Annotated in this window: 26 protein-coding genes; 1 reads left to right on the top strand and 25 read right to left on the bottom strand. The window is 48.6% G+C overall.

The window, feature by feature from the left end; all coding sequences use genetic code 11:
* Positions 1-4 precede the first annotated feature (4 nt).
* The 11 genes from fliE to sucC form a co-directional block, all read right to left on the bottom strand.
* On the bottom strand, positions 5-292 hold the full coding sequence (gene fliE, locus AC50YG_RS12180; protein WP_473760212.1) for a flagellar hook-basal body complex protein FliE: 288 nt from the start codon (positions 290-292) through the stop codon (positions 5-7).
* Positions 293-345: 53 nt separating this feature from the next.
* Positions 346-795 (bottom strand): flagellar basal body rod protein FlgC, encoded by a 450-nt coding sequence (flgC, locus tag AC50YG_RS12175; protein WP_341282470.1) that lies wholly within the window; start codon positions 793-795, stop codon positions 346-348.
* A gap of 3 nt (positions 796-798) precedes the next feature.
* Positions 799-1206 (bottom strand): flagellar basal body rod protein FlgB, encoded by a 408-nt coding sequence (gene flgB / locus AC50YG_RS12170; protein WP_473759343.1) that lies wholly within the window; start codon positions 1204-1206, stop codon positions 799-801.
* Between the two features lie 224 nt (positions 1207-1430).
* Positions 1431-2201 carry a GTP-sensing pleiotropic transcriptional regulator CodY gene (gene codY / locus AC50YG_RS12165; protein ID WP_494827058.1) on the bottom strand — a complete coding sequence of 257 codons (771 nt, stop codon included), beginning with the start codon at positions 2199-2201 and terminating at the stop codon, positions 1431-1433.
* Between the two features lie 27 nt (positions 2202-2228).
* Positions 2229-3632 carry an ATP-dependent protease ATPase subunit HslU gene (gene hslU / locus AC50YG_RS12160; RefSeq protein WP_473759345.1) on the bottom strand — a complete coding sequence of 468 codons (1404 nt, stop codon included), beginning with the start codon at positions 3630-3632 and terminating at the stop codon, positions 2229-2231.
* A 15-nt stretch (positions 3633-3647) separates the two neighbouring features.
* Positions 3648-4196: an ATP-dependent protease subunit HslV gene (gene hslV / locus AC50YG_RS12155; RefSeq protein WP_056038270.1), complete on the bottom strand. Its 549-nt coding sequence runs from the start codon at positions 4194-4196 to the stop codon at positions 3648-3650.
* Positions 4197-4264: 68 nt separating this feature from the next.
* Positions 4265-5605 carry an FADH(2)-oxidizing methylenetetrahydrofolate--tRNA-(uracil(54)-C(5))-methyltransferase TrmFO gene (gene trmFO, locus AC50YG_RS12150; RefSeq protein WP_494827056.1) on the bottom strand — a complete coding sequence of 447 codons (1341 nt, stop codon included), beginning with the start codon at positions 5603-5605 and terminating at the stop codon, positions 4265-4267.
* A gap of 167 nt (positions 5606-5772) precedes the next feature.
* Entirely contained in the window at positions 5773-7872 is a 2100-nt protein-coding gene (gene topA, locus AC50YG_RS12145) for a type I DNA topoisomerase (protein ID WP_473759350.1), read from the bottom strand.
* 27 nt (positions 7873-7899) lie between these two features.
* Positions 7900-9021 carry a DNA-processing protein DprA gene (dprA, locus tag AC50YG_RS12140; RefSeq protein WP_494827054.1) on the bottom strand — a complete coding sequence of 374 codons (1122 nt, stop codon included), beginning with the start codon at positions 9019-9021 and terminating at the stop codon, positions 7900-7902.
* A 165-nt stretch (positions 9022-9186) separates the two neighbouring features.
* Positions 9187-10122, bottom strand: coding sequence for a succinate--CoA ligase subunit alpha (sucD, locus tag AC50YG_RS12135; protein WP_341282463.1), 936 nt, complete (start codon positions 10120-10122; stop codon positions 9187-9189).
* Between the two features lie 38 nt (positions 10123-10160).
* Positions 10161-11321, bottom strand: a complete 1161-nt coding sequence (sucC, locus tag AC50YG_RS12130) for an ADP-forming succinate--CoA ligase subunit beta (protein ID WP_341282462.1) — start codon at positions 11319-11321, stop codon at positions 10161-10163.
* Positions 11322-11688: 367 nt separating this feature from the next.
* Between sucC and AC50YG_RS12125 the strand changes: the two genes are divergently transcribed.
* A complete protein-coding gene (locus tag AC50YG_RS12125) occupies positions 11689-13260 on the top strand; it encodes a YifB family Mg chelatase-like AAA ATPase (RefSeq protein WP_494827051.1) in 1572 nt (523 codons plus the stop codon).
* A gap of 189 nt (positions 13261-13449) precedes the next feature.
* Here AC50YG_RS12125 and AC50YG_RS12120 read toward each other — a convergent pair whose 3' ends face one another.
* From AC50YG_RS12120 to ftsY, 14 genes are all read right to left on the bottom strand, one after another.
* On the bottom strand, positions 13450-13860 hold the full coding sequence (locus AC50YG_RS12120) for a YraN family protein (RefSeq protein ID WP_473759353.1): 411 nt from the start codon (positions 13858-13860) through the stop codon (positions 13450-13452).
* Positions 13853-14158: an EscU/YscU/HrcU family type III secretion system export apparatus switch protein gene (locus AC50YG_RS12115; RefSeq protein ID WP_341282459.1), complete on the bottom strand. Its 306-nt coding sequence runs from the start codon at positions 14156-14158 to the stop codon at positions 13853-13855. The genes AC50YG_RS12120 and AC50YG_RS12115 overlap by 8 nt, the downstream gene beginning before the upstream one ends.
* Positions 14155-16080 carry a TP0910 N-terminal domain-containing protein gene (locus AC50YG_RS12110; protein ID WP_494827049.1) on the bottom strand — a complete coding sequence of 642 codons (1926 nt, stop codon included), beginning with the start codon at positions 16078-16080 and terminating at the stop codon, positions 14155-14157. The genes AC50YG_RS12115 and AC50YG_RS12110 overlap by 4 nt, the downstream gene beginning before the upstream one ends.
* Before the next feature lie 375 nt (positions 16081-16455).
* Complete coding sequence (gene rnhB, locus AC50YG_RS12105; RefSeq protein WP_473759355.1) at positions 16456-17067, bottom strand: ribonuclease HII; 612 nt, start codon at positions 17065-17067, stop codon at positions 16456-16458.
* Positions 17068-17127: 60 nt separating this feature from the next.
* Positions 17128-18003, bottom strand: a complete 876-nt coding sequence (ylqF, locus tag AC50YG_RS12100) for a ribosome biogenesis GTPase YlqF (protein WP_494827048.1) — start codon at positions 18001-18003, stop codon at positions 17128-17130.
* 24 nt (positions 18004-18027) lie between these two features.
* Positions 18028-18699, bottom strand: a complete 672-nt coding sequence (gene lepB, locus AC50YG_RS12095) for a signal peptidase I (protein ID WP_341282455.1) — start codon at positions 18697-18699, stop codon at positions 18028-18030.
* 100 nt (positions 18700-18799) lie between these two features.
* On the bottom strand, positions 18800-19141 hold the full coding sequence (gene rplS, locus AC50YG_RS12090) for a 50S ribosomal protein L19 (protein ID WP_056039073.1): 342 nt from the start codon (positions 19139-19141) through the stop codon (positions 18800-18802).
* A gap of 171 nt (positions 19142-19312) precedes the next feature.
* Positions 19313-20056: a tRNA (guanosine(37)-N1)-methyltransferase TrmD gene (trmD, locus tag AC50YG_RS12085; protein WP_341282454.1), complete on the bottom strand. Its 744-nt coding sequence runs from the start codon at positions 20054-20056 to the stop codon at positions 19313-19315.
* A gap of 1 nt (position 20057) precedes the next feature.
* Positions 20058-20582, bottom strand: a complete 525-nt coding sequence (gene rimM, locus AC50YG_RS12080) for a ribosome maturation factor RimM (RefSeq protein WP_494827045.1) — start codon at positions 20580-20582, stop codon at positions 20058-20060.
* Positions 20583-20991: 409 nt separating this feature from the next.
* A complete protein-coding gene (locus AC50YG_RS12075; RefSeq protein WP_046230689.1) occupies positions 20992-21222 on the bottom strand; it encodes a KH domain-containing protein in 231 nt (76 codons plus the stop codon).
* Between the two features lie 27 nt (positions 21223-21249).
* The gene (rpsP, locus tag AC50YG_RS12070; protein ID WP_046230688.1) at positions 21250-21522 is read right to left on the bottom strand and encodes a 30S ribosomal protein S16; all 273 of its coding nucleotides are present in this window, start codon (positions 21520-21522) and stop codon (positions 21250-21252) included.
* Positions 21523-21560: 38 nt separating this feature from the next.
* Positions 21561-22937 (bottom strand): signal recognition particle protein, encoded by a 1377-nt coding sequence (gene ffh / locus AC50YG_RS12065; protein WP_494827042.1) that lies wholly within the window; start codon positions 22935-22937, stop codon positions 21561-21563.
* Positions 22938-22960: 23 nt separating this feature from the next.
* On the bottom strand, positions 22961-23329 hold the full coding sequence (ylxM, locus tag AC50YG_RS12060; RefSeq protein WP_494827040.1) for a YlxM family DNA-binding protein: 369 nt from the start codon (positions 23327-23329) through the stop codon (positions 22961-22963).
* Positions 23330-23569: 240 nt separating this feature from the next.
* On the bottom strand, positions 23570-24583 hold the full coding sequence (gene ftsY, locus AC50YG_RS12055; RefSeq protein WP_473759363.1) for a signal recognition particle-docking protein FtsY: 1014 nt from the start codon (positions 24581-24583) through the stop codon (positions 23570-23572).
* Between the last annotated feature and the right edge of the window lie 7 nt (positions 24584-24590).

Genomic DNA, 24590 nt, shown 5'->3' with positions numbered 1-24590 from the left:
TTCATTATACCTGCATCCGCATAATTTCTTGATATGCCTCTACAACCTTGTTGCGGATTTGTGAGGTTAGTTGAAGACTAAGCTGCGCTCTTTCGCCAGCAATCATGACCTGAGAAACATCAACTTCACCAATTAAAAACTTATCGTTAAGCTTATGTACATTTTGTTCTTGGGCACTAACACCCTCAATTGCGTTATTTAAAAACTGGCTAAATGTTTTTGTAAGTTCTGCCGGAGTAGCTTGCTCAACAGGGGCAGCTGTTATCGTCTTTAAAGGCTGCACCTGGTTCATTGAAATGGCTTGAATCACTATATTCCTCCTCTACTAATGTTTAATGGTTGTTGCTACTTCCCAATCTCCAATGCTTTTACAAACATCGCTTTAGAAGAATTAATGGCTGTGACGTTCGCTTCATAAGAACGCGACGCCGAAATCATATCAACCATCTCTTTCGCGACGTCTACATTCGGCATATTTACATAGCCGTTTGAATCGGCATCAGGATGGGTAGGATTATATACAAGCTTCGTTGGGGCTGTGTCATCAATAATTTTCGCGACCTTTACCCCACCAGTCGTTGTATTTTTTCCCATTTTTGCATTCAGCGTATTGGAAAAGCTTGATTTCAACGGCTCCAAAACGACCATCTTCCGTTTATAAGGTACGAACTGTCCGTTCTCATAACCAGCACGCGTCGTTTCCGCATTCGCAATATTTGAAGAAATAACATCCATTCGCAGGCGCTGTGCGGTTAGAGCAGAGGCGCTCGCATCAAATCCGCTGGAAATTTTCACTCTTTAGCCTCTCCCTTCTATTCCTGTTCGCATCATTTTGATTTCATGATTGATTTGCTGCAGATAAGCGTTATAGCTGAGCTGATTTTTCGCAAGCAACGACATTTCTCGATCAATATCCACATTATTCTCATTATTGTTCATGGCGGTGTCTTTATCGCTTATGACTTGAGGCGTTGGATTGACCGGCCCACCTATAGGAATATGCCTTGCATTCGTAAGCTTTCCTTTCAGCTTAGGTGAGCTATTACTCAATTGTTGTTCCAAAAGCTGTTCGAATTCAACCTCTGACCGTTTAAAATGCGGGGTATCCACATTGGCTATATTATTCGAAATGGCACTTTGCCGCATTTCTGCTGCATGAACTGCCCCCTCTAGCCTTTGGAATGAAGATCCGCTTAATAAGTTCACTTTATTATCACCACTTTCGATAATTAAAAGATCCTAATATAAGGTATTCAACACACTTCGTAGCATTCCTGCTTTGTTCGACATTAAATTATTAAAAAAATGAGATCATGCTGTCGATATTTGCCGACATGTTTATATTCATCAATTCTCCAAATTATTACAATAAGAAAAAAGCCCTATCTTTATAAAAAGATAGGGCTTTTTTAGTCGTATAGACTCATATTTCAAGATTTAATTTTTTCCAACTCTTGAAGAAGTTGGTGATTTAATATCTTAATGTAAGTTCCCTTCATTCCGAGCGATCTAGTCTCAATGACCCCCGCACTTTCTAATTTCCTAAGGGCATTTACGATTACAGACCTAGTAATACCGACCCTGTCAGCAATTTTCGAGGCTACAAGCAGCCCCTCCTTGCCTTCTAGCTGTTCAAAAATATGCTCGACTGCCTCAAGCTCACTGAACGATAACGAACCAATAGCAACCGACACGACGGCGCGACTGCGTGCCTCATGCTCAATTTCTACCGAACGCTCACGCAAGATCTCCATACCGACGATCGTAGATCCATATTCCGCTAACACTAAATCATCGTCGTCAAAAGCACCTTGATGCCGTGTCAAGATTAGCGTACCCAAGCGATCTCCGCCACCTGTTATTGGAACAACCGTCATAATTTCCTGCAGCCCCAGCGATGGAAAAGTCTCATAAACCCCAGCATCCGGCGCCACATTCGTAACCGATTCTGTCATTTCAAGAAATTGCTCATTGCTTTCCTGCGGGAAACGCAGCTCTTCCGCCGACATGGAACGCAGTGAGTCATGATCATGCGGATTCACAGCCGCACAGCCAAGCACCTTTCCCTTGCGGCTTACGACAAATACACTCGTTTGAATGGTGCTGGTCAGCACCTCCGCCATTTCTCTGAAAATAAGCGGTTTGCCAGCCGCCCGCTGCAGCAGGCGGTTTAGCGTCCTTGTTTTTGTTAATAGCGTCATGCCATTGCCTCCTAAAACTCATACCAACTACAATATATATTGACTCAAATCTTTATTTTGCGCAATGCTTCCCAGCTTTTCACGAACATATTCCGGTGTGATCAGCATATGGTCCAGCGTAATATCAGGCGCTTCGAAGGACAGATCCTCCAGCAGCTTTTCCAAAATCGTATGCAATCTTCTTGCTCCGATATTTTCGGTATTTCGATTCACTTCTGCGGCAATAGATGCCAGCTCATGAATGGCCTCATCTGAAAATTCGATTTCAATGCCTTCGGTTTGCAGCAGTGCTGTGTACTGCTTAGTCAGTGCGTTTTTCGGTTCCTTCAAAATGCTCACAAAATCGTCAAGCGTAAGCGATGTAAGCTCCACCCGAATCGGAAAACGGCCTTGCAGCTCGGGAATCAAATCGGATGGTTTCGCAATATGGAAAGCACCAGCAGCAATAAAGAGCACATAATCCGTTTTTACCGGACCATATTTTGTCATAACCGTCGAGCCTTCAACGATCGGCAAAATATCACGCTGCACGCCTTCGCGCGAAACGTCTGGGCCATTGCCACGCGAGGAACTCGCAATTTTGTCAATTTCATCGATAAAAATAATGCCTGACTGTTCAGCACGTGTAACCGATTCGGAAATTACATCATCCATATTGATCAGCTTGTTTGCTTCTTCCTGAATAAGCACTTTACGCGCTTCCTTAACCGGCAGCTTGCGCCGCTTCGTTTTTTTCGGCATCAGCTGTCCGAACAGCTCCTGCATATTCATACCCATGCCTTCGGGGCCTTGACCGCCTGCGAGCATGTCCAGCATATTCGGAGCAGCATCTTCAACCTCAACCTCGACCATTTCATTTTCGAGCTTGCCAGCAGCAAGATCTGCCTGCACCTGAGCGCGTTTCTGCACAATCGTCTGATCATGCTCTGGCTCTTCAGCTTGCAAATTATCGTTTTGCTGATTACCGAACAACATTTCGAACGGATTTTTTTGCGTCTTTTCCTTTGCTTTCGAAGGAACAAGCAGCGTCACCAGCAATTCGTTTGCCAGCTTCTCCGCTTTATCTTTAACCTGCTCGGTTTTTTCCGTTTTCACCATGCGGATCGCTGTTTCAACCAAATCGCGAACCATGGATTCAACGTCACGCCCTACATAACCTACCTCGGTGAATTTAGTCGCTTCCAGCTTCACGAAAGGCGCTTTTACTAGCTTTGCCAATCTGCGTGCGATTTCTGTTTTACCAACGCCAGTAGGCCCGATCATTAAAATGTTCTTCGGCACAACCTCATCACGCAACGCTTCATCAAGCTGACTTCTGCGATAACGATTGCGCAAAGCGATTGCGACCGAACGTTTGGCAGGCTTTTGACCGACAATATACTTATCCAGCTCCGCTACGATCTCTCTTGGTGTTAACGCTGCATTTGCCATATTAATCTCCTCCGCTTAAGAGCCGATTTCTTCGACAATAATATTGTGATTCGTATAGACGCAAATATCTGCTGCAATTTCCAGAGCCGAACGTGCCATTTCCTTCGCATCCAGATGAGTGGCATGGCGCTTGAGTGCTCTAGCCGCCGACAAAGCAAAGCTGCCGCCCGAGCCAATGGCCAAGAGGCCGTCATCCGGCTCAATAATTTCGCCATTTCCTGAAATTAGCAAAAGTCCCGTCTGATCCATAACCAGCATCATTGCTTCCAGCTTGCGCAGCACGCGATCCGAGCGCCATTCCTTCGCCAGTTCTACAGCTGAGCGCTGCAAATTGCCATGATGCTCTTCAAGCTTCGCCTCAAACTTCTCAAAAAGCGTAATTGCATCAGCAACCGAGCCGGCAAAACCTGCGACGACTTGCCCGCGATACAAGCGGCGTACCTTTTTCGCTTTATTTTTCATCACCATGCTGTTGCCGAATGTGACTTGACCATCCCCTGCAATCGCGCCTTTCCCCTCGTGACGGACTGCGCAAATCGTCGTTGCATGAAATTCCATTTCCATCTCTTCGCCTCCTCTATGCAAATGCGCCTGTACTGATCAAAATCTTCAAAATAGCTATGTGACCATAACTAGCTGTTTACCAAATGCGTGAAATGCTCCTGCTTAAATTTCTCAACACCAGCAAGCGCACGGTTTGCAATCGCTTCGTTCTTTTCCTTCTTGCTCTTCAAGCGTTTCTCTAGCGGCGGGAACAACCCAAAATTCGCATTCATAGGCTGAAAATGTTTGAAATCCGCCGTCGTAATATACTGCGCCATGCTGCCAAGCGTCGTGTCACCAGGAAGCACAAGCGGTTCAAGATTGCGCGCAAGCCGGGCAGCGTTGAATCCAGCGATTAAACCGGAAGCTGCTGACTCTACATAACCTTCAACACCCGTCATCTGGCCTGCAAAAAATAAGGTAGGGCGATTTTTAAGCTGATAGGTCGGCTCCAGCAATCGTGGCGAATTTATGAAAGTATTGCGGTGCATAACACCGAAACGCACAAACTCAGCATTTTCAAGACCCGGTATTAGCGAAAATACCCGCTTCTGCTCGCCCCATTTCAAATGCGTTTGAAACCCAACCAGGTTATACAGTGTACCAGCAGCATTGTCCTGACGCAATTGAATAACGGCATGAGGCAGCTTGCCCGTATGCGGGTTTACAAGTCCAACTGGCTTCATCGGCCCAAACAGCACCGTTTGCTTGCCACGGCTAGCAATAACTTCAATGGGCATGCAGCCCTCAAAATAAACTTCCTTTTCAAAATCTTTTATTTCCGCTTTCTCGGCATTAATGAGCGCATCATGAAAGATTTCGAATTCCTCTTCCGTCATCGGGCAGTTCAAATAAGCGGCTTCTCCTTTATCATAGCGGGACGCGAGATAAACCTTGCTCATATCGATAGAATCCTTCTCCACGATCGGTGCAGCAGCATCATAGAAATAGAAATATTCTTCGCCCAGCAGCTCGCGTACTTGCGCGGACAAGGCTGGAGCTGTAAGCGGACCCGTCGCAATAATGACGATTCCGTCCGTTGGAATTTCCGTAACTTCCTCATTGCGGACTTCAACAAGCGGATGCTCATGCAGAAGGCGCGTTACTTCGCCGGAAAATCCATCCCGGTCAACTGCAAGCGCTCCACCTGCCGGAACCGCATGACGATCAGCGCAGCCAAGAATGAGCGAATCCAGCTGGCGCATTTCCTCTTTCAACACGCCTACGGCATTTGCGAGTCCGTTGGCACGCAAGCTGTTGCTGCATACCAGTTCAGCAAACTGATTCGTATGATGGGCTGGCGTTTTCGTCTCAGGCCGCATTTCATAGAGTACAACTGGGACGCCTTGAGATGCGATTTGCCAAGCCGCTTCGCTGCCGGCTAAACCAGCTCCGATAACGGTGACTTTTGGATAGGATGATGATGACAATGAACTTACCTCCAAATCATAATACGCGCTTTGCGCAAATAAATATCATTTTTTTCATGAAATTCCGGGTCAAACCTACAGGACGGATAAAACACAGCTGTCCTCCCTATACAGGGAGGACCGGGTCCACTAACATGTGGAGCTGTGCACAGCATCATGATGCTGCTCTATGCATCTTCCTGTTCTTCATCCTGCAGCTCTTCTGAATAATCGCATGTAGGACATTGCAGCTTTGCACCGCTGCGATTGCGTTTTTCTACGAGCATGCTTTCGCATTTCGGACATGGTTTGCCTGAAGGCTTATCCCATGAAACATAATCGCAAGCCGGATACGTATCACAGCCGTAGAAAATTCGGCCTTTTTTACTGCGTCTTTCAATAATTTTGCCTTCCTCACATTTCGGGCAAGGCACGCCGATATCCTTAACGATCGGCTTCGTATTGCGGCAATCCGGAAAGCCGGAGCATGCGAGGAATTTACCGAAGCGTCCCATTTTATAAACCAAATGAAGACCGCATTTTTCGCAAATTTCATCGGAAACCTCATCTTGAATTTCAATTTCCTTCATTTCCTCTTCCGCTACTTCCAGACGCTTCTCGAACGAGTCGTAGAAGGTTGCGAGCACTTTTACCCAATCCTGCGAGCCTTCCTCCACATGGTCGAGATCCCCTTCCATGTTCGCTGTAAATTCAGCATTGAGAATTTCCGGGAAAAACTCTTCCATCAGTTGAATAACGAGGTCGCCAAGCTCAGTCGGCACAAATTTCTTCTCTTCTATCGCCACATATCCGCGCTTCTGAATCGTTTCCAGCGTCGGCGCATACGTACTTGGCCGACCTATGCCGAGCTCCTCAAGCGTTTTCACGAGTCTGGCCTCCGTAAAACGCGGCGGCGGCTGGGTGAAATGCTGTTTAGGCTCAATGGCTTCTGCTGGGATCATATCTCCTGGCTCGATTGGCGGGAGGAACTTATGCTCTTCCTCTGCCCCATCATCATTGCCTTCCACATATACCTTCATGAATCCGGCAAACTTGACTTTCGATCCATTCGCACGGAACTTCACTTCGCCAGATAACATATCAACGGTCATCGTATCGAGAACGGCCGAGGACATTTGGCTGGATACGAAACGTTCCCATACCAGTTTATATAACCGGAACTGATCACGGCTGAGAAACGGCTTCATCGTATCCGGATCACGCATGATTGCCGTTGGTCTGATCGCTTCATGCGCATCTTGGGCATTGCTGTTCTTTTTCGCATAAACGCGAAGCTGCTCTGGCATATAGGGAGCGCCGTAGCGTTCCGTAATATATTCCTTCGCTTCTTCCTGCGCAATCGGGGATATACGAGTGGAGTCCGTTCTCATATATGTAATTAGACCGACCGTACCTTCCTTGCCTAGCTCTACACCTTCATAAAGCTGCTGGGCAACCGACATCGTCTTAGATGCCCTGAAACCAAGCTTACGGGCGGCTTCCTGCTGAAGGGAGCTCGTAATAAAAGGAGGTGCAGGATTGCGCAAACGCTCCTTTTCCTTCACTTCCGCTACTTTAAAATCGGAGCCGCTTTCCATCGCATCCAGCACGGCTTGCATTTCCTGCTCGTTGCCAAGCTCGCGCTTCTCGCCGCCGATGGAATGGTATTTGGCCTCAAATGGAACACCGTTTTGCGATACCTTTGCAGTAATCGACCAATATTCTTCCGGCACAAATTCATCGATTTCATTTTCACGGTCAATAATCAGCTTGACGCATACAGACTGCACGCGGCCAGCAGAAAGGCCTTTTTTGACTTTTTTCCATAGAAGCGGGCTGATTTTGTAGCCGACAAGACGATCTAAAATACGTCTTGCCTGCTGCGCATTAACCAGATCCATATTGATTTTTCGCGGCGTCTTAAAAGCATCCTTAACCGCCTGCTTCGTTATTTCATTAAATACAACGCGGCAAGTATCCGAGGCATCAAGCTCCAAATAATGGGCCAAATGCCAAGCAATAGCCTCCCCTTCGCGATCCGGGTCAGCCGCCAGATAAACATGCTTCACTTTTTTGCTGGCGCTTTTGAGTTCTTTCAATACGCTGCCTTTGCCGCGAATCGTAATATATTTTGGATTGAAATCATTTTCAACTTCGACGCCAATCTGACTTTTCGGCAAATCGCGAATATGGCCCATGGAAGCCTTAACAATATATTTGCTTCCTAAATACTTGCCTATTGTTTTCGCTTTGGCTGGTGATTCGACGATAACTAATGAGTCTGCCACGTTAGGCGCCCCCCTCTCTACTGCTTACTACAATGCTATATATAGCGATCCAGACTGCTGCTCGATCCTACGTTTTATACATAAATTTATCAGAAGAGCGCTTAAATGTCCAAAAGGAACCGCAATCAGCTGGTGTAATTCATTAATGGATAATGGTCGCTCTCGCAGCAGTGCGATAATTTTTCGTTCATCAGCGGACAATTCCTTGTCCGATTGGCGCTGTGAAGAGGCAGAAGAATGCGAATGTTTAAGCCATTCATCGCCAAGCCATGCGTATTCTTCGAAAATATGCTCAGCCGCGCTAACTAGCTTTGCTCCTTGGCGAATTAGCGCATTAGGCCCTTCGCTTTTGGGAGAAGAAATCGGACCTGGCACAGCGAATAAATCACGGTTCATATCCAGCGCTTGCGCCGCAGTAATTAAAGAACCACTGCCAATTGCACCCTCTATGACGAGTGTGCCAAGAGAAAGTCCTGCGATAATCCGGTTGCGCAGCGGAAACATGCCTGGATGCAGAGGTGTGCCGATTGGCGTTTCCGAGAGCAATAGCCCCTCTTCCGCTATTTGGCGGTACAAAGTTCTATTCTCTGAAGGATAACAACAATCTACGGCGCATGCAAGCACAGCTATCGTGCTTCCAGCTCCACGCAGAGCCGCTTCATGCGCCTTGCTATCGATTCCACGGGCTAAACCGCTCGCAATAGTCATTCCGCCTGCCGAAAGCTGCTCAGTGAGCATAGAAGCAGTATGACGCCCATATGCGGTAGGATTGCGCGTTCCGACGACTGCTACAATTGGACGCTTCAACAGCTCCATCCGGCCAAGCGCATACAACACCCACGGCGGCTGCGGAATTTGCAGCAAATATTTTGGATAGGTCGCATCAAGCGGTGTAATCACTGCTGCTCCTAGCTGAGCCGCCTTTTCATAGGAAGAGCCTGGAGCAACAAGTCCTTGCCCTATTCTCTTAACAGCCGATCGTGCCTGCTGGGTGCTGAAGCCAGCCTTAACATAGGCAGCTTCATCCTGACCGCCGCTCTCTCGCCACGCGCCGCTGGCTACTGCCTTCTGAATCGTGCGCCAGCCAATGCCTGGCACTTCGCTAAGCATAATTATAATTTGTCTGCACTCGTCATGATCACGGTCCATATAAATCGGCCTCCATTATAATGAGGCACGCCCTTACATTCTTTCCTATTGTGCGTTACATGGCTGAAGAATGCAAGTCGCCCTCTCATCTTCATAAAAAAAAAGCAACCTTTCAGCTCCCGCTAACGGGAATCGAAAGGTTGCTTACCTTTTTTTAAAACTTTATTATTTTGCAGCAGTTGTACATTTTTCTAACAGGCCTTGCTCTTCAAGCACCGATACGAGCGTGGAGCCCATATCCGAAGGGGTTGGTGCTACTTTAATTCCGCATGCTTCAAGCGTAGCGATTTTTTCAGCAGCTGTTCCTTTGCCTCCGGAAATGATCGCGCCAGCATGGCCCATACGTTTGCCTGGAGGCGCTGTTGCGCCGCCAATAAAGCCTACAACCGGCTTTTTCATATTGGCTTTAACCCATTCTGCCGCTTCTTCTTCTGCTGTACCGCCGATTTCACCGATCATAATAACCGCGTAAGTATCAGGATCGTCATTGAAACGGCTCAAAATATCGATAAACTCGGAGCCTTTCACTGGATCGCCGCCAATACCGACTGCAGAGGATTGTCCAATGCCGCGAGTCGTCAGTTGGTGAACCGCCTCGTAAGTCAATGTTCCCGAGCGGGAAACAACGCCTACATGGCCTTTCGTATGAATGTAGCCTGGCATAATGCCAATTTTACATTCGTCTGGTGTAATAACACCTGGACAGTTAGGGCCGATCAGCGTCGTTTTGCTGCCGTCCATATAACGCTTTACTTTGACCATGTCCAGTACCGGAATACCTTCCGTAATACAAATAACAAGATCAAGACCAGCGTCAACCGCTTCAAGAATCGAATCAGCTGCAAATGCCGGCGGCACATAAATAACCGAAGCTGTAGCGCCTGTCGCTTTTACCGCTTGTTCAACTGTGTTAAACACTGGAAGCGATACCGTTGAACCGTTTTCAAGAGTAATGTCAACGTTAGTTCCGCCTTTACCCGGCGTTACTCCGCCTACCATTTGCGTACCGTAATCGAGTGCGCCTTTCGCATGGAACAAGCCTGTTGCACCTGTAATCCCTTGCGTAATAACTTTAGTATCTTTGTTTACCAAAATGCTCATCGAATCTCACATCCCCGTCCATGAATTCATACGCGTATTTATTTCACGAGAGCGACAATTTTTTGTGCGCCGTCTGACATAGAGTCCGCTGCTACGATGTTCAGTCCCGACTCGTTCAGCATTTTTTTACCCAAATCAACATTCGTGCCTTCCAGTCTTACGACAAGCGGACGATCCAAGCCAATTTCCTTAGCTGCCGAGATAACGCCATCCGCAATAACGTCACAACGCATAATGCCGCCAAAAATATTAACGAAAATACCTTTAACATTTTCATCGGACAAAATGATTTTGAAAGCTTCTGTTACTTTCTCTTTCGTTGCACCGCCGCCTACGTCCAGGAAGTTCGCAGGGTCGCCGCCATAATATTTGATAATGTCCATTGTCGCCATAGCAAGGCCTGCGCCATTAACCATGCAGCCGATGTTGCCATCAAGGGCAATATAGCTGAGATCGTATTTGGAAGCTTCGATTTCTTTCGCATCTTCCTCTTCCAAATCGCGCAATGCGACAATATCCTTGTGACGGTATAGGGCATTGGAGTCAAAATTCAGCTTCGCATCCAGTGCCATTACTTCACCATCGCCAGTTACAACAAGCGGATTGATCTCGGCAATAGAACAATCTTTCTCAACGAAAGCGTTGTACAAGGAGATCATGAATTTAACAGCCTTGTTAACAAGCGGAGTTGGAATATTGATTGCATAAGCAAGCTTACGTGCTTGGAACACTTGCAAGCCTACAGCTGGATCAACGATTTCCTTGAAAATTTTCTCAGGGGAATGCTCGGCCACTTCTTCAATCTCCGTGCCGCCTTCCTCTGAAGCCATAATGACGACGCGGCCTGTGCCACGGTCAAGAACAGCACCGATATAATATTCTTTCTTGATGTCGCAGCCCTGTTCAATAAGAAGGCGCTTAACTTCTTTGCCTTCTGGACCTGTTTGATGCGTAACGAGCACTTTTCCAAGGATTTCTCCTGCATATGCGCGAACTTCATCCAAGCTTTTTGCGACTTTAACACCGCCAGCTTTACCACGGCCGCCCGCATGGATTTGTGCTTTTACAACAACAACTTTCGTACCAAGCTCTTCTGCTGCTGCAACCGCTTCATCAACGGTGAACGCAACTTTGCCCTCAGGCACAACTACACCATACTGTTTCAATAACGCTTTGCCTTGATACTCATGGATATTCATTGTTGAAATCCTCCATTTCATAGACCAAAATCAGTCGTATGTACACAAACATCTATTATCATAGCATTTTTCCTCTGGTGTTACCTTATATTCGTGCAAGAAGACTTCGGCTTTTTTGATATGGATTCAATCTCAATTTGAGATTAAACGTCAAAATCCGCTAATATACAGCCTTTTGATCCCCTCCACCATCCTTTCATTCAATATTTGACAAAAATGGACAGCGCCCATTATGATTAGTTTGCACCAAGCAGGCTTTTGCTACTCCATAAGAACATTCAATGCGGCATTTCATTTAAAATCATACACGCAACATGCAGGACGTAAGGAAGCACCTTCATCCCACTAATTGGAGGTGCTTTTTGTTATGTTCAGCTTAATGCAGAGCGCGACTGTTTATGGCGTCGAAGGCAAAGAAATTGCAGTTGAGGTTGATATTGCGAGCGGCCTGCCGCAAATTGCGGTAGTTGGTCTGCCTGATCCCGCTGTCCGGGAATCCGTAGAACGGGTACGGGCTGCCATTAAAAACAGCGGCTTCACCTTCCCGATGGAGCGTATTACCGTCAACCTCGCCCCGGCCGATTTACGCAAGGAAGGCACGGCGTTCGACCTTGCAATAGCTGCTGGCATTTTGGCGGCTAGTGGACAATTAAATGCGGCCCACTTTCATCACACGATGATGCTCGGCGAGCTGTCGCTTAACGGCTCTATTAGGCCAGTTACGGGCGTGCTTGCGATGATCGAACAGGCCAAAAAATCAGGCATCCGCCGCGTGCTGCTTCCGATCGCTAATGCTCCGGAGGCTGCCTGGATAGCCGGTATGGAGCTGTTTGGAATCACGCATTTAATGGATTTGCGTCCACAAGGCGGCGAGGGACTGGAGGCCATTCGCTACACTCCGGAACAACAGAAGGGCAGCAAGAGCTATTTAGGGCTGTTGGCTGAAAATAAACCTATGATTGCGCCTGACTGCGGCGACTACAGCGATGTTATCGGTCAGCAGCTAGCCAAGCGTGCGCTTGTTATTGCTGCTGCTGGCCGGCATAATGTGCTGTTTTCAGGCCCGCCAGGCACCGGGAAAACGATGATGATTCGCAGGCTTCCAAGCATTCTCCCGCCTCTTTCCGAGCAGGAAGCGATTGAAGTGACCAAAATATACAGCGCAGCCGGCAAGCTTTCTACTGACAATCAAGGCCTTATTGCGGCTGCTCCTTTCCGCGCCCCGCATCATACGATTTCTGCAGGTGGACTTGTAGGCGGCGGCTCTGTGCCCAAGCCCGGCGAAGTGACGCTCGCCCACCATGGGGTGCTGTATTTGGACGAGCTGCCTGAGTTTTCTCGCCAAACGCTCGAGGTGCTAAGGCAGCCATTGGAAGATGGCATTGTGACGATTGCCCGCTCTAGTGCCGTCTTTCATTTTCCAGCGCGACTGATTTTAGCTGTGTCCTTTAATCCATGCCCTTGCGGATTTTCAGGGCATGAAACATCAGATAAACGCTGCACTTGTACAGACGCCGTAATTGCCCGCTATAAAGCCAAGCTGTCCGGTCCGCTTCTCGACCGAATCGATATTCAGCTTGAGGTTCCGCAGCCCATTGACCTTGGCAGCACGATAACGGATAGCAATCGAAAACCTCTGTCTTCTGAAGTGATGCGCTATCAAGTGGAAACAGCACGTGAACGGCAGAAGGAACGTTATGCACAGCTTAAAATCATCACGGATGCGAGCTTGTCCGGCTCAGCCCTGCACCGGGCGATGCTGATTCGTCAGGATGCTGCTGAGCTGCTTGGGCACGCGCTCCAGACACTCCCTATCAGCATGCGTGCCCATGACCGCATTATGCGCCTTTCGCGAACTGTAGCTGATGTTGAAGGCAGCCCTTATATCGAGATAGAGCATATAGCAGAAGCTATTCAATATCGAAAGCTCAGCTTATAAGGTTTTCAAAATAGGGTTAGGCATATAAGGGTAGCGCCTACTTAAACAAGTAATCAATCAAACTACAAAAGGAGCATCACCGCCTAATGCGCAGTGATGCTCCTTTTCATTTTTAGTGGAATGGGTTCCAGTAACTAATTGATGGGACCCACACGCCACATCAAATGATTTCAATTGAACGATACTCCGCTAAAAGGCAGCTATTATATGCTTCAGCTCACTTATGGCATCATCGTGCTCCAGCGTAATAGCTATGACATCGAAGCGTATGCTGCGCTCTAGCTGCCGAGTCAGCTTTAAATAGACTTGCGCTGTCTCCGCCACTTGTTTTTGCTTGCGCCAATCGACCGACTCAGCAGCTGTCCCGAACCGCCCGCCTGACCGGCGTGTGCGCACCTCGACAAACACCAGCTTGTCTTCCCCGTATACAATGAGATCCAGCTCTCCCGATCGGCAGCGCCAGTTGCGCTCCTCAATCGTATAGCCTGCATCCAGCAAATAGGCTTCTGCAGCAGCTTCCCCAAGCTTTCCGGTCCATTTGCGCTTGTCCGCCCGCTTGCTGCTCGTTAGATCAGGCTGATCTGGCTTTCTATTAGTCATTCAAATCCCTCGCCTTACGATCGGAGCGATAAACAAAGCTGAGTATTTCCGCTACCAGCGTATAGAGCTCCGGTGGAATCGTCTGATCGATATCAAGCTTTGACAACACCTCTACAAGCGAAGCATCCTCCTGCATCGGTATGCCGTTTTCCTTCGCCTTTTCAATTAGCTGCTCTGCTAAATAGCCTTTGCCCTTCGCAACGACGACAGGTGCTGTTCCGACGCCCGGCTCGTATTTGAGCGCAACCGCCCGTCGTATCGGTTCAGGCTTGTTATTTTTGTTTTCTTCTGTGCTCATGCTTTCAGGTCAACCCCTTTATAACGGCCGGAAAGAAACGTCCTCGGGGCAGTTATATGTCCTTCTGCTGCTCCCTCAGCTGCATTTGCTTCATTCTCAACAATCGGGGAGGTTCGCAGCGACAGCAATTGGTAGCCCGCCTGATTCAAGCTGTCTGCTACTTCTGCTCGGGAAGACTGGGCTAGTCCATCCATTGCCGGATGATTGTTCCACAGCGTCAAGCTTACTATTTTGTCCACAACATGGACATCTACTACCGTATCTCCTAGCGTTTTCATCGATAAATCAAATAACAGCCGGCAATTATCCGCATCCAGCTCGCCTTTGCGGCCTCGGCGCGTTTGAATATGAACCGATGCCGTCTGATTGCCGTCATCCCCCTTAAAAGGAACAAAGACGGTAAGATGGCTAAAAAGAGCGCCATTACGCTCAGGCGACATTAGCAGCTGCTGGCCTGTAATATGCTGCACCAGCTGCTGCGCCGTCTCTTTAAGCGCGGCCGGCGCGTCATCGGAAGTGGACAGTGCGAGCAGCACGCTTTTCAGCGATTCTTGAATGCTCTGCTTATGATCTTGAGCAAGTGCCGGCAATGGCTCTGCTTTTTGCCCTTGTGTCGTATTCACCGAAGAATCGGCTTTCAGCAAGTCAGCGCTAAGCTTGCTGCCTTCTGGAAGCTTGTCGCTCGCTGCTGCTGCCTGCTGCTGCGCTTGGGCTGCTGCTAGAGGACGCTCAGCTGCCCCAGAACGCTCCTGCAGCTGAGCCGAGCTTGCATTGCGCCCAGCTGCGTTATCACCACGCAGTGCCTGTTCTGCGCCGCTACGGGCCTGATTGGCAGCGCCCGCCTCTGGTTCTGTGGCCCCTTGCTCAGTCGAGCCTGCTGCTGGCTGTGTCTGAATGCCGAGCAGTTGCTTACCAAGCTGCTGCTCGTGATCGACACCGAGCCACTTCATCATCTGGCCAAGCCAGTTGGCCGGGCTGACCTCTGCCTTGCCTGCCGCTCCTGCTCCTGTCAGAGCGGCGGCACTGTTTCCAGCAGCATCGCCTTTGCTCGCTGCCACAGCCGCTTCAGCCCCGCTCATCTTCGCGGGCTGCCCACTGCCTGCCGTCTCCGCCGCTCTTGCCGCGGCGGCTCCTGCTTCTGCTCCGCGCGGCTGCAGCGCATTCGCGCGCCCGGCTTCGCCAGCGGCGGCTCCCGGCTTCTCGCCGCCGCCAAGCCCCCGCAGCAGCTCTGCGCCTTCGCCGAGCAGCGCTTGCAGCTTGCCCAGCTGCTGCGCCAGCTGGGCCTCCTTCCCGCCCGCCTGCGCCTGCCCGCCGGCGGCTTCCTTGCCGCCGGCTGCAGCTGCCGTCGCCGCCAGCTGGCTCAGCTGGTCCAGCAGCTCATGCGCCGCTGGACCAAACATCACCTGCTGCAGCGCACTAATCGTGGCAGCTGTCACAGGCAAACCACGCTTGAATGCAGAGGCTGCCGCCTGCATCCATTGCTCCGTATCCGCGCCGGCGGGCATAGCTGCCCCCGCTTGCTGAAACACCTGCGCGGCATCCTTATTCAGCGGGATGCCTTCCTGGTTTAAGTTCTTTATGATTTGCGCCGCCCATTTCTGGTCAGGCAAAGCAAACTGCTTAAGCAAATCCTTGATTGACTGCTCCGGCAGCTCAGCAAGCGCGGCGTCTATTTGCTTCAGCATAATAAGACCGCCTTCCGCCTGCGCTCCAACCTGAAGCATCGCTGCTTGTCCAGCAGCTAACGGCACCTCAAGCGTGGCCCTTACCTGCACGCCGTTGATTTGCACTAATGCCTCATTGTTGTCCGATACCTGCAGCACCAGGGCGCGTACCGTTTGTCCCGGCTTAAGCTCAGCCGAGCGTATATCCGTTCCCGACGCTTCGCCCAGCATGCTTCTCATCATTTGTCCAATATTCATTGCCATCGCTCCCGTTTTACGATGAAATTCAGCTTAAGCCTGTCAGGCTTCATCCGGCTTCGCTAACAAAACATGCTTTATTACCTTTATCGGCTAGTCGCCTTCGTATGATGAATCAGCTTTTATGCTGCCGACTCAATCCACCTTGTATAACCTCAATTATACAAAAAAAGACGGCATATGCGCTGCACCAGCAGCATGCCGTCTTTCTTTAAAATATAAGAATTTATAAATTTCCCCTTAAAAAACGGCTTATATTTCATCGCGAAGCGGCTGTTGCCACCAGAGGACGGCAACAGCCATTTACGCTTGTCTAAGCAAGTCAAGCAATCGCCAGACCGCTTCATTCTATCATCAACAACTCGATTTGCTCATTTAGAATAATTGCTGCTGCTCCGCAAATATTTTCCCAAGAAAGGTTTTGCGATGCAGCGGGCTCGCACCATACTCTAGCAGACGCTCGCGATGCAGCTTGGTTGGGTAGCCCTTATGTACCGCTATGCCGTATTCTGGATACTGCTGCTCCCATTCATCCACGCATAAACGGTCGCGCGTCACTTTCGCCAAAATAGATGCAGCAGCAATCGTCTGGCTGTTGGCATCTCCTTTGATGATCGCAAGCTGCGGCTTTGGCACATCCACTTTCTCCGCGTCAATGAGCAAATAATCAGGCTCTATCGCCAATGATTCGATGGAAAGCTTCATCGCAAGCCTAGCCGCCTGCTTAATATTAATGCGGTCAATTTCAGCAGCGTCTACACGGGTAACCGACCACGCGATACACTTTTCGATAATGATATCATAAAGCTGATCCCGCTTTTTCTCCGAGAGCTTCTTGGAATCATTTACCCCTTCAATGACCAGATCAGGCGGCAAAATGACCGCAGCAGCGACGACATCGCCGAACAGGCAGCCCCGACCGACCTCATCAACACCAGCAATCGCCTGGAAACCTTCACTCCACAGCTTACGTTCATACTCCAGCATATCCGCCTATCCCCCGCTTCAAATCCTCAGGCATACGAGAACACTCATACAATCAAAAATCTAGTTATTTCGCTTCCACGGTGCTTCAAGCGAAATATGGCCGAACTTGCCTGCACGAAGCTCGCGCAAAATAATGCCCGAAACCTTCTCCAGGTCAACACGCGCTCCGCTTTGCAGACAACCCCGCTTGCGTCCGATTTCCTCCATCACCTTGACGATTTCATCAGACTCATTCGTATCTGGCTGCTCCATCGTGATTTCGAAGCGCTCTTTCACACTTCCCCAGTAACGATCAACCAATTCCTTCAACGCAAAAAATGCAATATCCTCAATATTCAATACCTGCTCGCGAATCGCGCCTGTCATCGCAAGGCGATAGCCGACAAGCTCGTCCTCAAACTTCGGCCATAAAATACCCGGCGTATCAAGCAGCTCCATGTCCTTGCCTGCTTTTATCCACTGCTGGCCTTTTGTTACACCTGGACGATCGCCAGTAAGCGCAATATTGCGACCTGCCAGACGGTTGATCAGCGTCGATTTCCCAACATTCGGAATGCCGACAATGAGCCCACGCACCGCTCTCGGATTAATTCCCTTTGCGATTTGGCGGTCAATTTTTTCCTGCAGCAGCTCTTTCGCTTTCACCGGAACCTCGTTTACCCGCGTTCCTGTTGAAGAATCGACCGCGATGCATTCATGGCCTTCTCCCTTAAAATACGTAATCCATTGCTCCGTCACCTTAGCATCTGCTAGGTCAGACTTGTTGAGCACGATCAACCGCGGCTTACCACCCAAAATTTCATCGACAATTGGGTTACGGCTGGACATTGGGATACGCGCATCAAGCAGCTCGATCGTTACATCAATCAGCTTGAGCTTGTCCTGTATTTGTCGTTTCGCCCGTGTCATATGACCGGGGAACCATTGAATCGTCAATTTCTCACCTCATTCAAATGCCAATTAATGCTTAATAAAGCTCAGCTTGTTCAGCGGCCAGAAAATAACTTCCGCCCGTCCTACAAGCTCTTTATCCGAAATATAACCAAGGGCACGGCTGTCCTGGCTGTTGCTGCGATTGTCGCCCATTGCGAAAATCGTATCCTCCGGCACAGTCGCTTCCGTTATTCGCTCATTAGGAAAATCTGATTCATTATTATAAAGCTGACCATTTGCCTGAGCCTGCTTAATAGCATCCGCAATATATGGCTCTTCCAATTTCACATCATTAATGAAGACATCATCGCCTTGAACCTTGATTGTATCTCCTGGCAGTCCAATGACGCGTTTAATAAAATCTCTACCTTGTTCCGGAACATGGAACACAACGACCTCGCCTCTGTCAGGCTCACGGAATTTGTACAATATTTTATTCACAATGAGACGCTCACCGGTTTCAAAGTTTGGATGCATCGACTCGCCTTCAACCATGAACGGTGCAAACAGAAAACTGCGAATAATGACGACCAGCACGACCGCTATAGCAAGCGCTTTGATCCATTCTACCGTTTCTTTCATCGCTTTAGCTTTTTGGCTAGGCGCTGCTTTGTCAGACTCAGCAGATGGAGTAGCCGTTTCGGCGCTATCTGATGTGATTTCAACTTCATTTTCATCATTACGTGATTGCTGGTCCATAAAAACGCCTTCTTTCCATCTTCGAATTCATACTTGCTGACAAGCTGTAAGAATAACGAAAGGGAGCTTGTTTAACCAAGCCCCCTCTTGTTTATTCGACTTAACGAATTTCTTTAATTCTAGCTGCTTTACCACGAAGGTTACGTAGGTAGTACAGTTTAGCGCGACGTACTTTACCACGACGTGCCACATCGATACGATCGATTTTAGGCGAGTTCAACGGGTAAGTTCTTTCGACGCCAACACCGTAGGAAATTTTACGTACTGTAAAAGTTTCGCTAATACCGCCGCCACGACGTTTGATTACAACGCCTTCAAATAGCTGGATCCGCTCGCGGGATCCCTCGATAACTTTAACGTATACTTTCAACGTGTCACCGGGACGAAAGTTAGGAAGGTCTTTGCGAAGCTGCTCTTGCGTAATCGCTTGTACGAGATTCATCTTGGATTCACTCCTTCCACCATAGACGTTCTTAATAGCTCTCCAACTTCCCATTTGAAATTGGGTCATTACCATTAGCGGACCGTCCGATTAATACGAACAACATTTGAAATCATACCATATTCAAACCCAAATTTCAACATCTTTTTCCGGGCTTGCCAACATTATCGCTTAAGACTGCTGTTTGTCCAAAGAAGCAAGCCATTTACGCTCCTTGGCGGTCAATTCAGCCTTCTCCAGCAGGTCAGGACGTCTATTCCGTGTACGAAGCAGCGATTGCTCGCGGCGCCATGTCTCGATGCGGCTGTGGTGACCGGAAATCAGCACCTCCGGCACCTCCATATCACGAAATACAGCAGGTCTTGTATAATGCGGATGCTCCAGCAGGCCTGTGCTGTATGAATCCGTTACTGCTGACGTTTCATTGCCAAGGACACCGGGAAGCAGGCGTGCTACACTGTCGATGACAACCATCGCAGGAAGCTCCCCGCCAGTCAGCACATAGTCACCAATCGAAAGCTCATCCGTTACTAAATGCTCGCGTATACGCTCGTCATAGCCCTCGTAATGGCCGCAAATCATAATTAGATGCTCTTCCTTCGAAAGTTCCTCTGCCTTCTGCTGGGTGAAGGTTTCCCCCTGTGGGCACATTAAAACAACACGCGGACGAGCCCCTGTTCCGACCTGCTCCATCAAGTGCTCAACAGCCGAAAACACAGGCTCTGCTTTCAGCACCATGCCTCCTCCACCGCCATACGGATAATCGTCTACCGTATTATGCTTATTGCCGGAGTAAGCTCGAAAATTAATGGCATTCAGCGATACAATGCCTTTTTCCTGTGCCTTGCCAAGAATACTGGCGCCAAACACGCCATCGAACATTTCAGGGAAGAGCGTAAGCACATCTACTCTCACGCTAAATCAACCCTTCCATAAGATGAACGGTTACTGTCTTCGCAGCAATGTCTACGTTAAGCAGCACATCATCAATAACGGGAATAAGCACTTGGCTTCCTTTTCCTTTAGGACGGTCGACGACCCATACATCATTGGCGCCTGGTCGCAAAATCTCAGAAATGATGCCCAGTTCCTCGCCCTCGTCTGTCACAACGCGGCAGCCGATAATTTCGTGGAAATAATATTCCCCTTCATCCAGCTTACCAAGCTGCTCCTCTGCTACCTTCAGCAGCCAGCCCTTGTACTTCTCCACTTCATTAATATCATTATATCCCTTAAGCTTAAGAATATAATTGCCCTTATGCTCACGGGAAACCGCAATCTCTACATCCAGCTTGGTGCCATGCTCTTCATGTATCATAGCGAGCTTGTTGCCGACTGCAAAACGCAAATCTCCAAAATCGGTCTGTGAAAGCACCTTTAACTCGCCGCGCAGACCATGCGTATTTACGACTTTTCCAACTGTAAACCATTTGCCGCTCATTATTCATGTATCCTTTCTTTGCTATATAAGTTGAAATTTTCTTTCGTTCAACTTATATAGTTTTCTTTTTATGATCAGGATTTTGCATAAATCAATAAAATGCAGAATGCTATCAGGCTGTTGATCTGCCATTCAAGGCCATTTATGCAAAATCCTCATGATACACGCATAAACGGCTGACGCCGGCCCGAAAAAAGGCGGCAGCAGCCGTTTTGCGTAAAACAGAAAAATATCCATTACGAATATCATTCTGTTTTTATGTTTCAAGGTGAAACGAATGTCGCCATCCTTTGGCGGCGCCACGCGTATCATTTCGAGAAATATAAGAATGTATAAGTTTCATACTTATACATTCTTATATTTTGAAAAAGGGTTAGGATAAATAACCCTAACCCTCTCCGAATTCGTTTTACGATATGATGTCCACGATAACCCGCTTCTCTGATTTGACAGCTGCAGAGGTCACAACTGTACGCATCGCTTTCGCAATGCGACCTTGCTTGCCGATAATTTTACCGACATCCTCCGCATGAACCGACAGCTCATATACGATGCCGCGGTCATCGTCTCTTTCCTTCACGCTTACGTCTTCCGGATGATCCACTAACGCCTTTGCTATGACAAGAATCAATTCTTTCATTTATAAAGGCCCTCCGCTGTTCAACAGTTATTTCTGTTGCTTAAGCTCATGGAACTTTTTCATTACGCCTGCTTTGGAAAGCAAGTCGCGAGCTGTATCCGAAGCTTGCGCTCCGTTTTGCAGCCATTTCAAAGCTTTTTCTTCGTTGATGGATACTTGAGCCGGTTGTGCAACCGGGTTATAAGTACCGATCTCCTCGATAAAGCGACCGTCGCGCGGCGAACGGGAGTTAGAAACAACTACGCGATAAAAAGGGGCTTTGTGAGCACCCATACGTTTCAAACGAATACGTACTGCCATGTGAAATTCACCTCCTTCAATTAATAAACCTATTTAAATTAAAATGGAAACTTCATGCCTTTGCCCAGCATGCCTTTCAGGCCCTTCTTGCCGCCCTTAAGGCCTTTAGGCCCCATCATGGACGAAAACTGCTTCATCATTTTGCGCATGTCATCAAACTGTTTGATCAGTCGATTGACTTCAGCAACCGATGTTCCGCTTCCGGCAGCAACCCGTTTCCGGCGGCTGTGGTTGAGAATTTCCGGTTTCGTCTTTTCTTCCTTCGTCATCGAGCGCACGATCGCCTCAACACGGCCGATTTGCTTCTCATCGATTTTCATATCTTTAAGCCCTTTGACCTTGCCCATCCCTGGAAGCATATCCATCAGCTGATCGATCGGCCCCAAATTACGCACCTGCGCCATTTGCTCCAGAAAATCATCAAATGTAAACTCAGCCGTGCGCATCTTGCGCTCCATTTCGGCAGCTTTGTCTGCATCAATGTTCATCTGGGCCTTCTCAATAAGAGAAAGCATGTCGCCCATGCCGAGAATACGCGATGCCATCCGGTCAGGATAGAACGGCTCAAGCGAATCGATCTTCTCGCCCATAGCAGCAAACTTGATTGGCTGGCCCGTTACAGCTTTAACGGACAATGCCGCACCACCGCGGGTATCGCCATCAAGCTTCGTCAATACGACACCGGTCAGTTCAAGCTGCTCATGGAAGCTTTGGGCTACATTGACCGCATCTTGACCTGTCATGGAGTCGACAACGAGCAGCACCTCATCAGGCTTAACCAGTTGATGAATTTGTTTCAGCTCGTCCATCAGCGTTTCATCAATATGAAGCCGGCCCGCTGTATCAATGATGACATAGTCATTATGATTTTCTTTTGCATGCTGCAAGCCTTGCTTCGCAATTTCTACCGGAGAAGCTTGATCGCCAAGCGAAAACACCGGTGCATTGATTTGCTCGCCGAGCACTTGCAGCTGCTTGATCGCAGCTGGACGATAAATATCGCAGGCTACAAGCAATGGCTTATAATTGCTCTTCTGTAGAAGCTTGGCAAGCTTGCCGGACGTCGTTGTTTTACCTGCGCCTTGCAAACCGACCATCATAATAACCGTTGGCGGTTTATTTGCTTTCGCCAGCTTGCTTTGCGTACCGCCCATCAGCTCGGTCAATTCTTTATTAACGATGTTAATAATGACCATGCCTGGAGTAAAGCTTTTCTCCACTTCCTGACCAATAGCCTGTTCCTTTACTTTGGCGATAAAATCTTTGACGACTTTAAAGTTAACGTCTGCCTCCAGCAGCGCAAGACGCACTTCACGCATCGCCTCGTTCACATCAGCATCGGATACTTTCCCCTTGCCCTTCAGCTTGCTAAAAACGTTTTGCAATCGGCTTGACAAGCTTTCAAATGCCGCCATGATCCATCACCTCCGTTATTTCCTTACCTGTTGTTCGTCGTTATTAATTGCTCAATTATATCTAGAATTCCCTGCTTAGCAGCTGTTCCAAGGGAAAGCTCTGTTACGCTATTTCCCAAATGTTCGGCAAGCTGCTGCAATGCTTCATGCTTCTCCAGCAAGCGAAGCTTGCCTTCGTAGCTTTCAAGCACCTGCACCGCGCGCTTCACATGCTCATAAACCGCCTGCCTGCTAATGCCGGATTCCGCTGCAATTTCCCCAAGCGAGAAATCATCGTGAAAATAATATTTAAGTGAAGTCCTCTGCTTCTCAGTGAGCAAGGGCTCATAAAAGTCAAATAATAAATTAATTCGGGTCGTCTTCGCAAGGGCGTCTGGTTCACTAACATTCATGACCTTTGCTCCTTCCCGTCAAGGGTAAATCCTTTACACCTTAAGCAACGTCTCTTATCTTACACGATTGAAGCAGGCACTGTCAAGCTTTCAACCTTGTCAGCTCGAAATACATGCATTTCAGGCCAAGCGTAAACGGCCGAAAACCGTCCTCTGGCGGTAAAGCTAACGTTTCGCGGTGAAATATAAGAGGAGTATAAGGGGAAAACTTATACATTCTTATATTTTCAAAAAGCTGATTTATTGCTGCGTTTCAGCCTCTTCCGGCTCTTCTTGATCTTTAATTAGACCAGCAAACAAAGCGTGAACAAACTGCTCCGAATCAAACTGCTGCAAATCCGTCATCTTCTCGCCCAAGCCAACCAGCTTGACAGGCAAATTCAGCTCATTGCGGATAGCAATGACGATGCCGCCTTTAGCCGTTCCATCAAGCTTCGTCAATACGAGGCCGGTTACGCCGCTTTTCTCGCCGAACAGCTTCGCTTGGCTGAGTGCATTTTGACCAGTGGTTGCATCGAGCACGAGCAGCACCTCATGAGGCGCATCCGGAATTTCACGCTGAATGACTCGGAAAATTTTATTGAGCTCTTCCATTAGATTGGACTTGTTTTGCAGCCTTCCAGCGGTGTCGCAGAGCAAAACATCTACGCCGCGCTGCTTCGCCGCCTGCACCGCATCGAACATAACCGCCGCGGGATCGGAGCCAGACTGCTGCTTAATGACGTCAACGCCTACGCGCTGGCCCCACACCTCAAGCTGCTCAATGGCGCCGGCGCGGAACGTATCGCCCGCCGCCAGCAGAACGCTTTTGCCCTCATTTTTAAACTTGTGAGCCAGCTTGCCAATCGTCGTCGTTTTACCAACGCCATTGACGCCAACGAACAAAATAACCGTAATGCCGCTGCCTGACATGCGAAGGGCAGTTTTCTCATTGTCATCACCCTTGAGCAGCTCAACCAGCTTTTCTGACAATACCGGCTGCAAATCAGCCGCATCTTCGATTTTGCGTTTTTTCACTTCCGCGCGAAGCTCGTCAATCAGCTTCATCACGGTATTGACGCCTACATCGGCACCGATCAAAATTTCCTCAAGCTCCTCGTAAAACTCCTCGTCAATCTTTTTCCGGCGCGTAATGAGCTCTTCTACCTTTTCAACAAACGCTGTACGGGTTTTGGACAACCCTTCTTTAAATATCGTCGTGACCGCTTCCGTCTTGGAAGCGATGCTTTCCTTCAATCTTTTGAAAAAACTCATCGCGATT

It is taken from the genome of Paenibacillus sp. J31R34 (genome assembly GCF_059383715.1).
The sequence above is the reverse complement of the archived record's forward strand: the minus strand, read 5'-3'. Positions and strand labels throughout refer to the sequence as shown.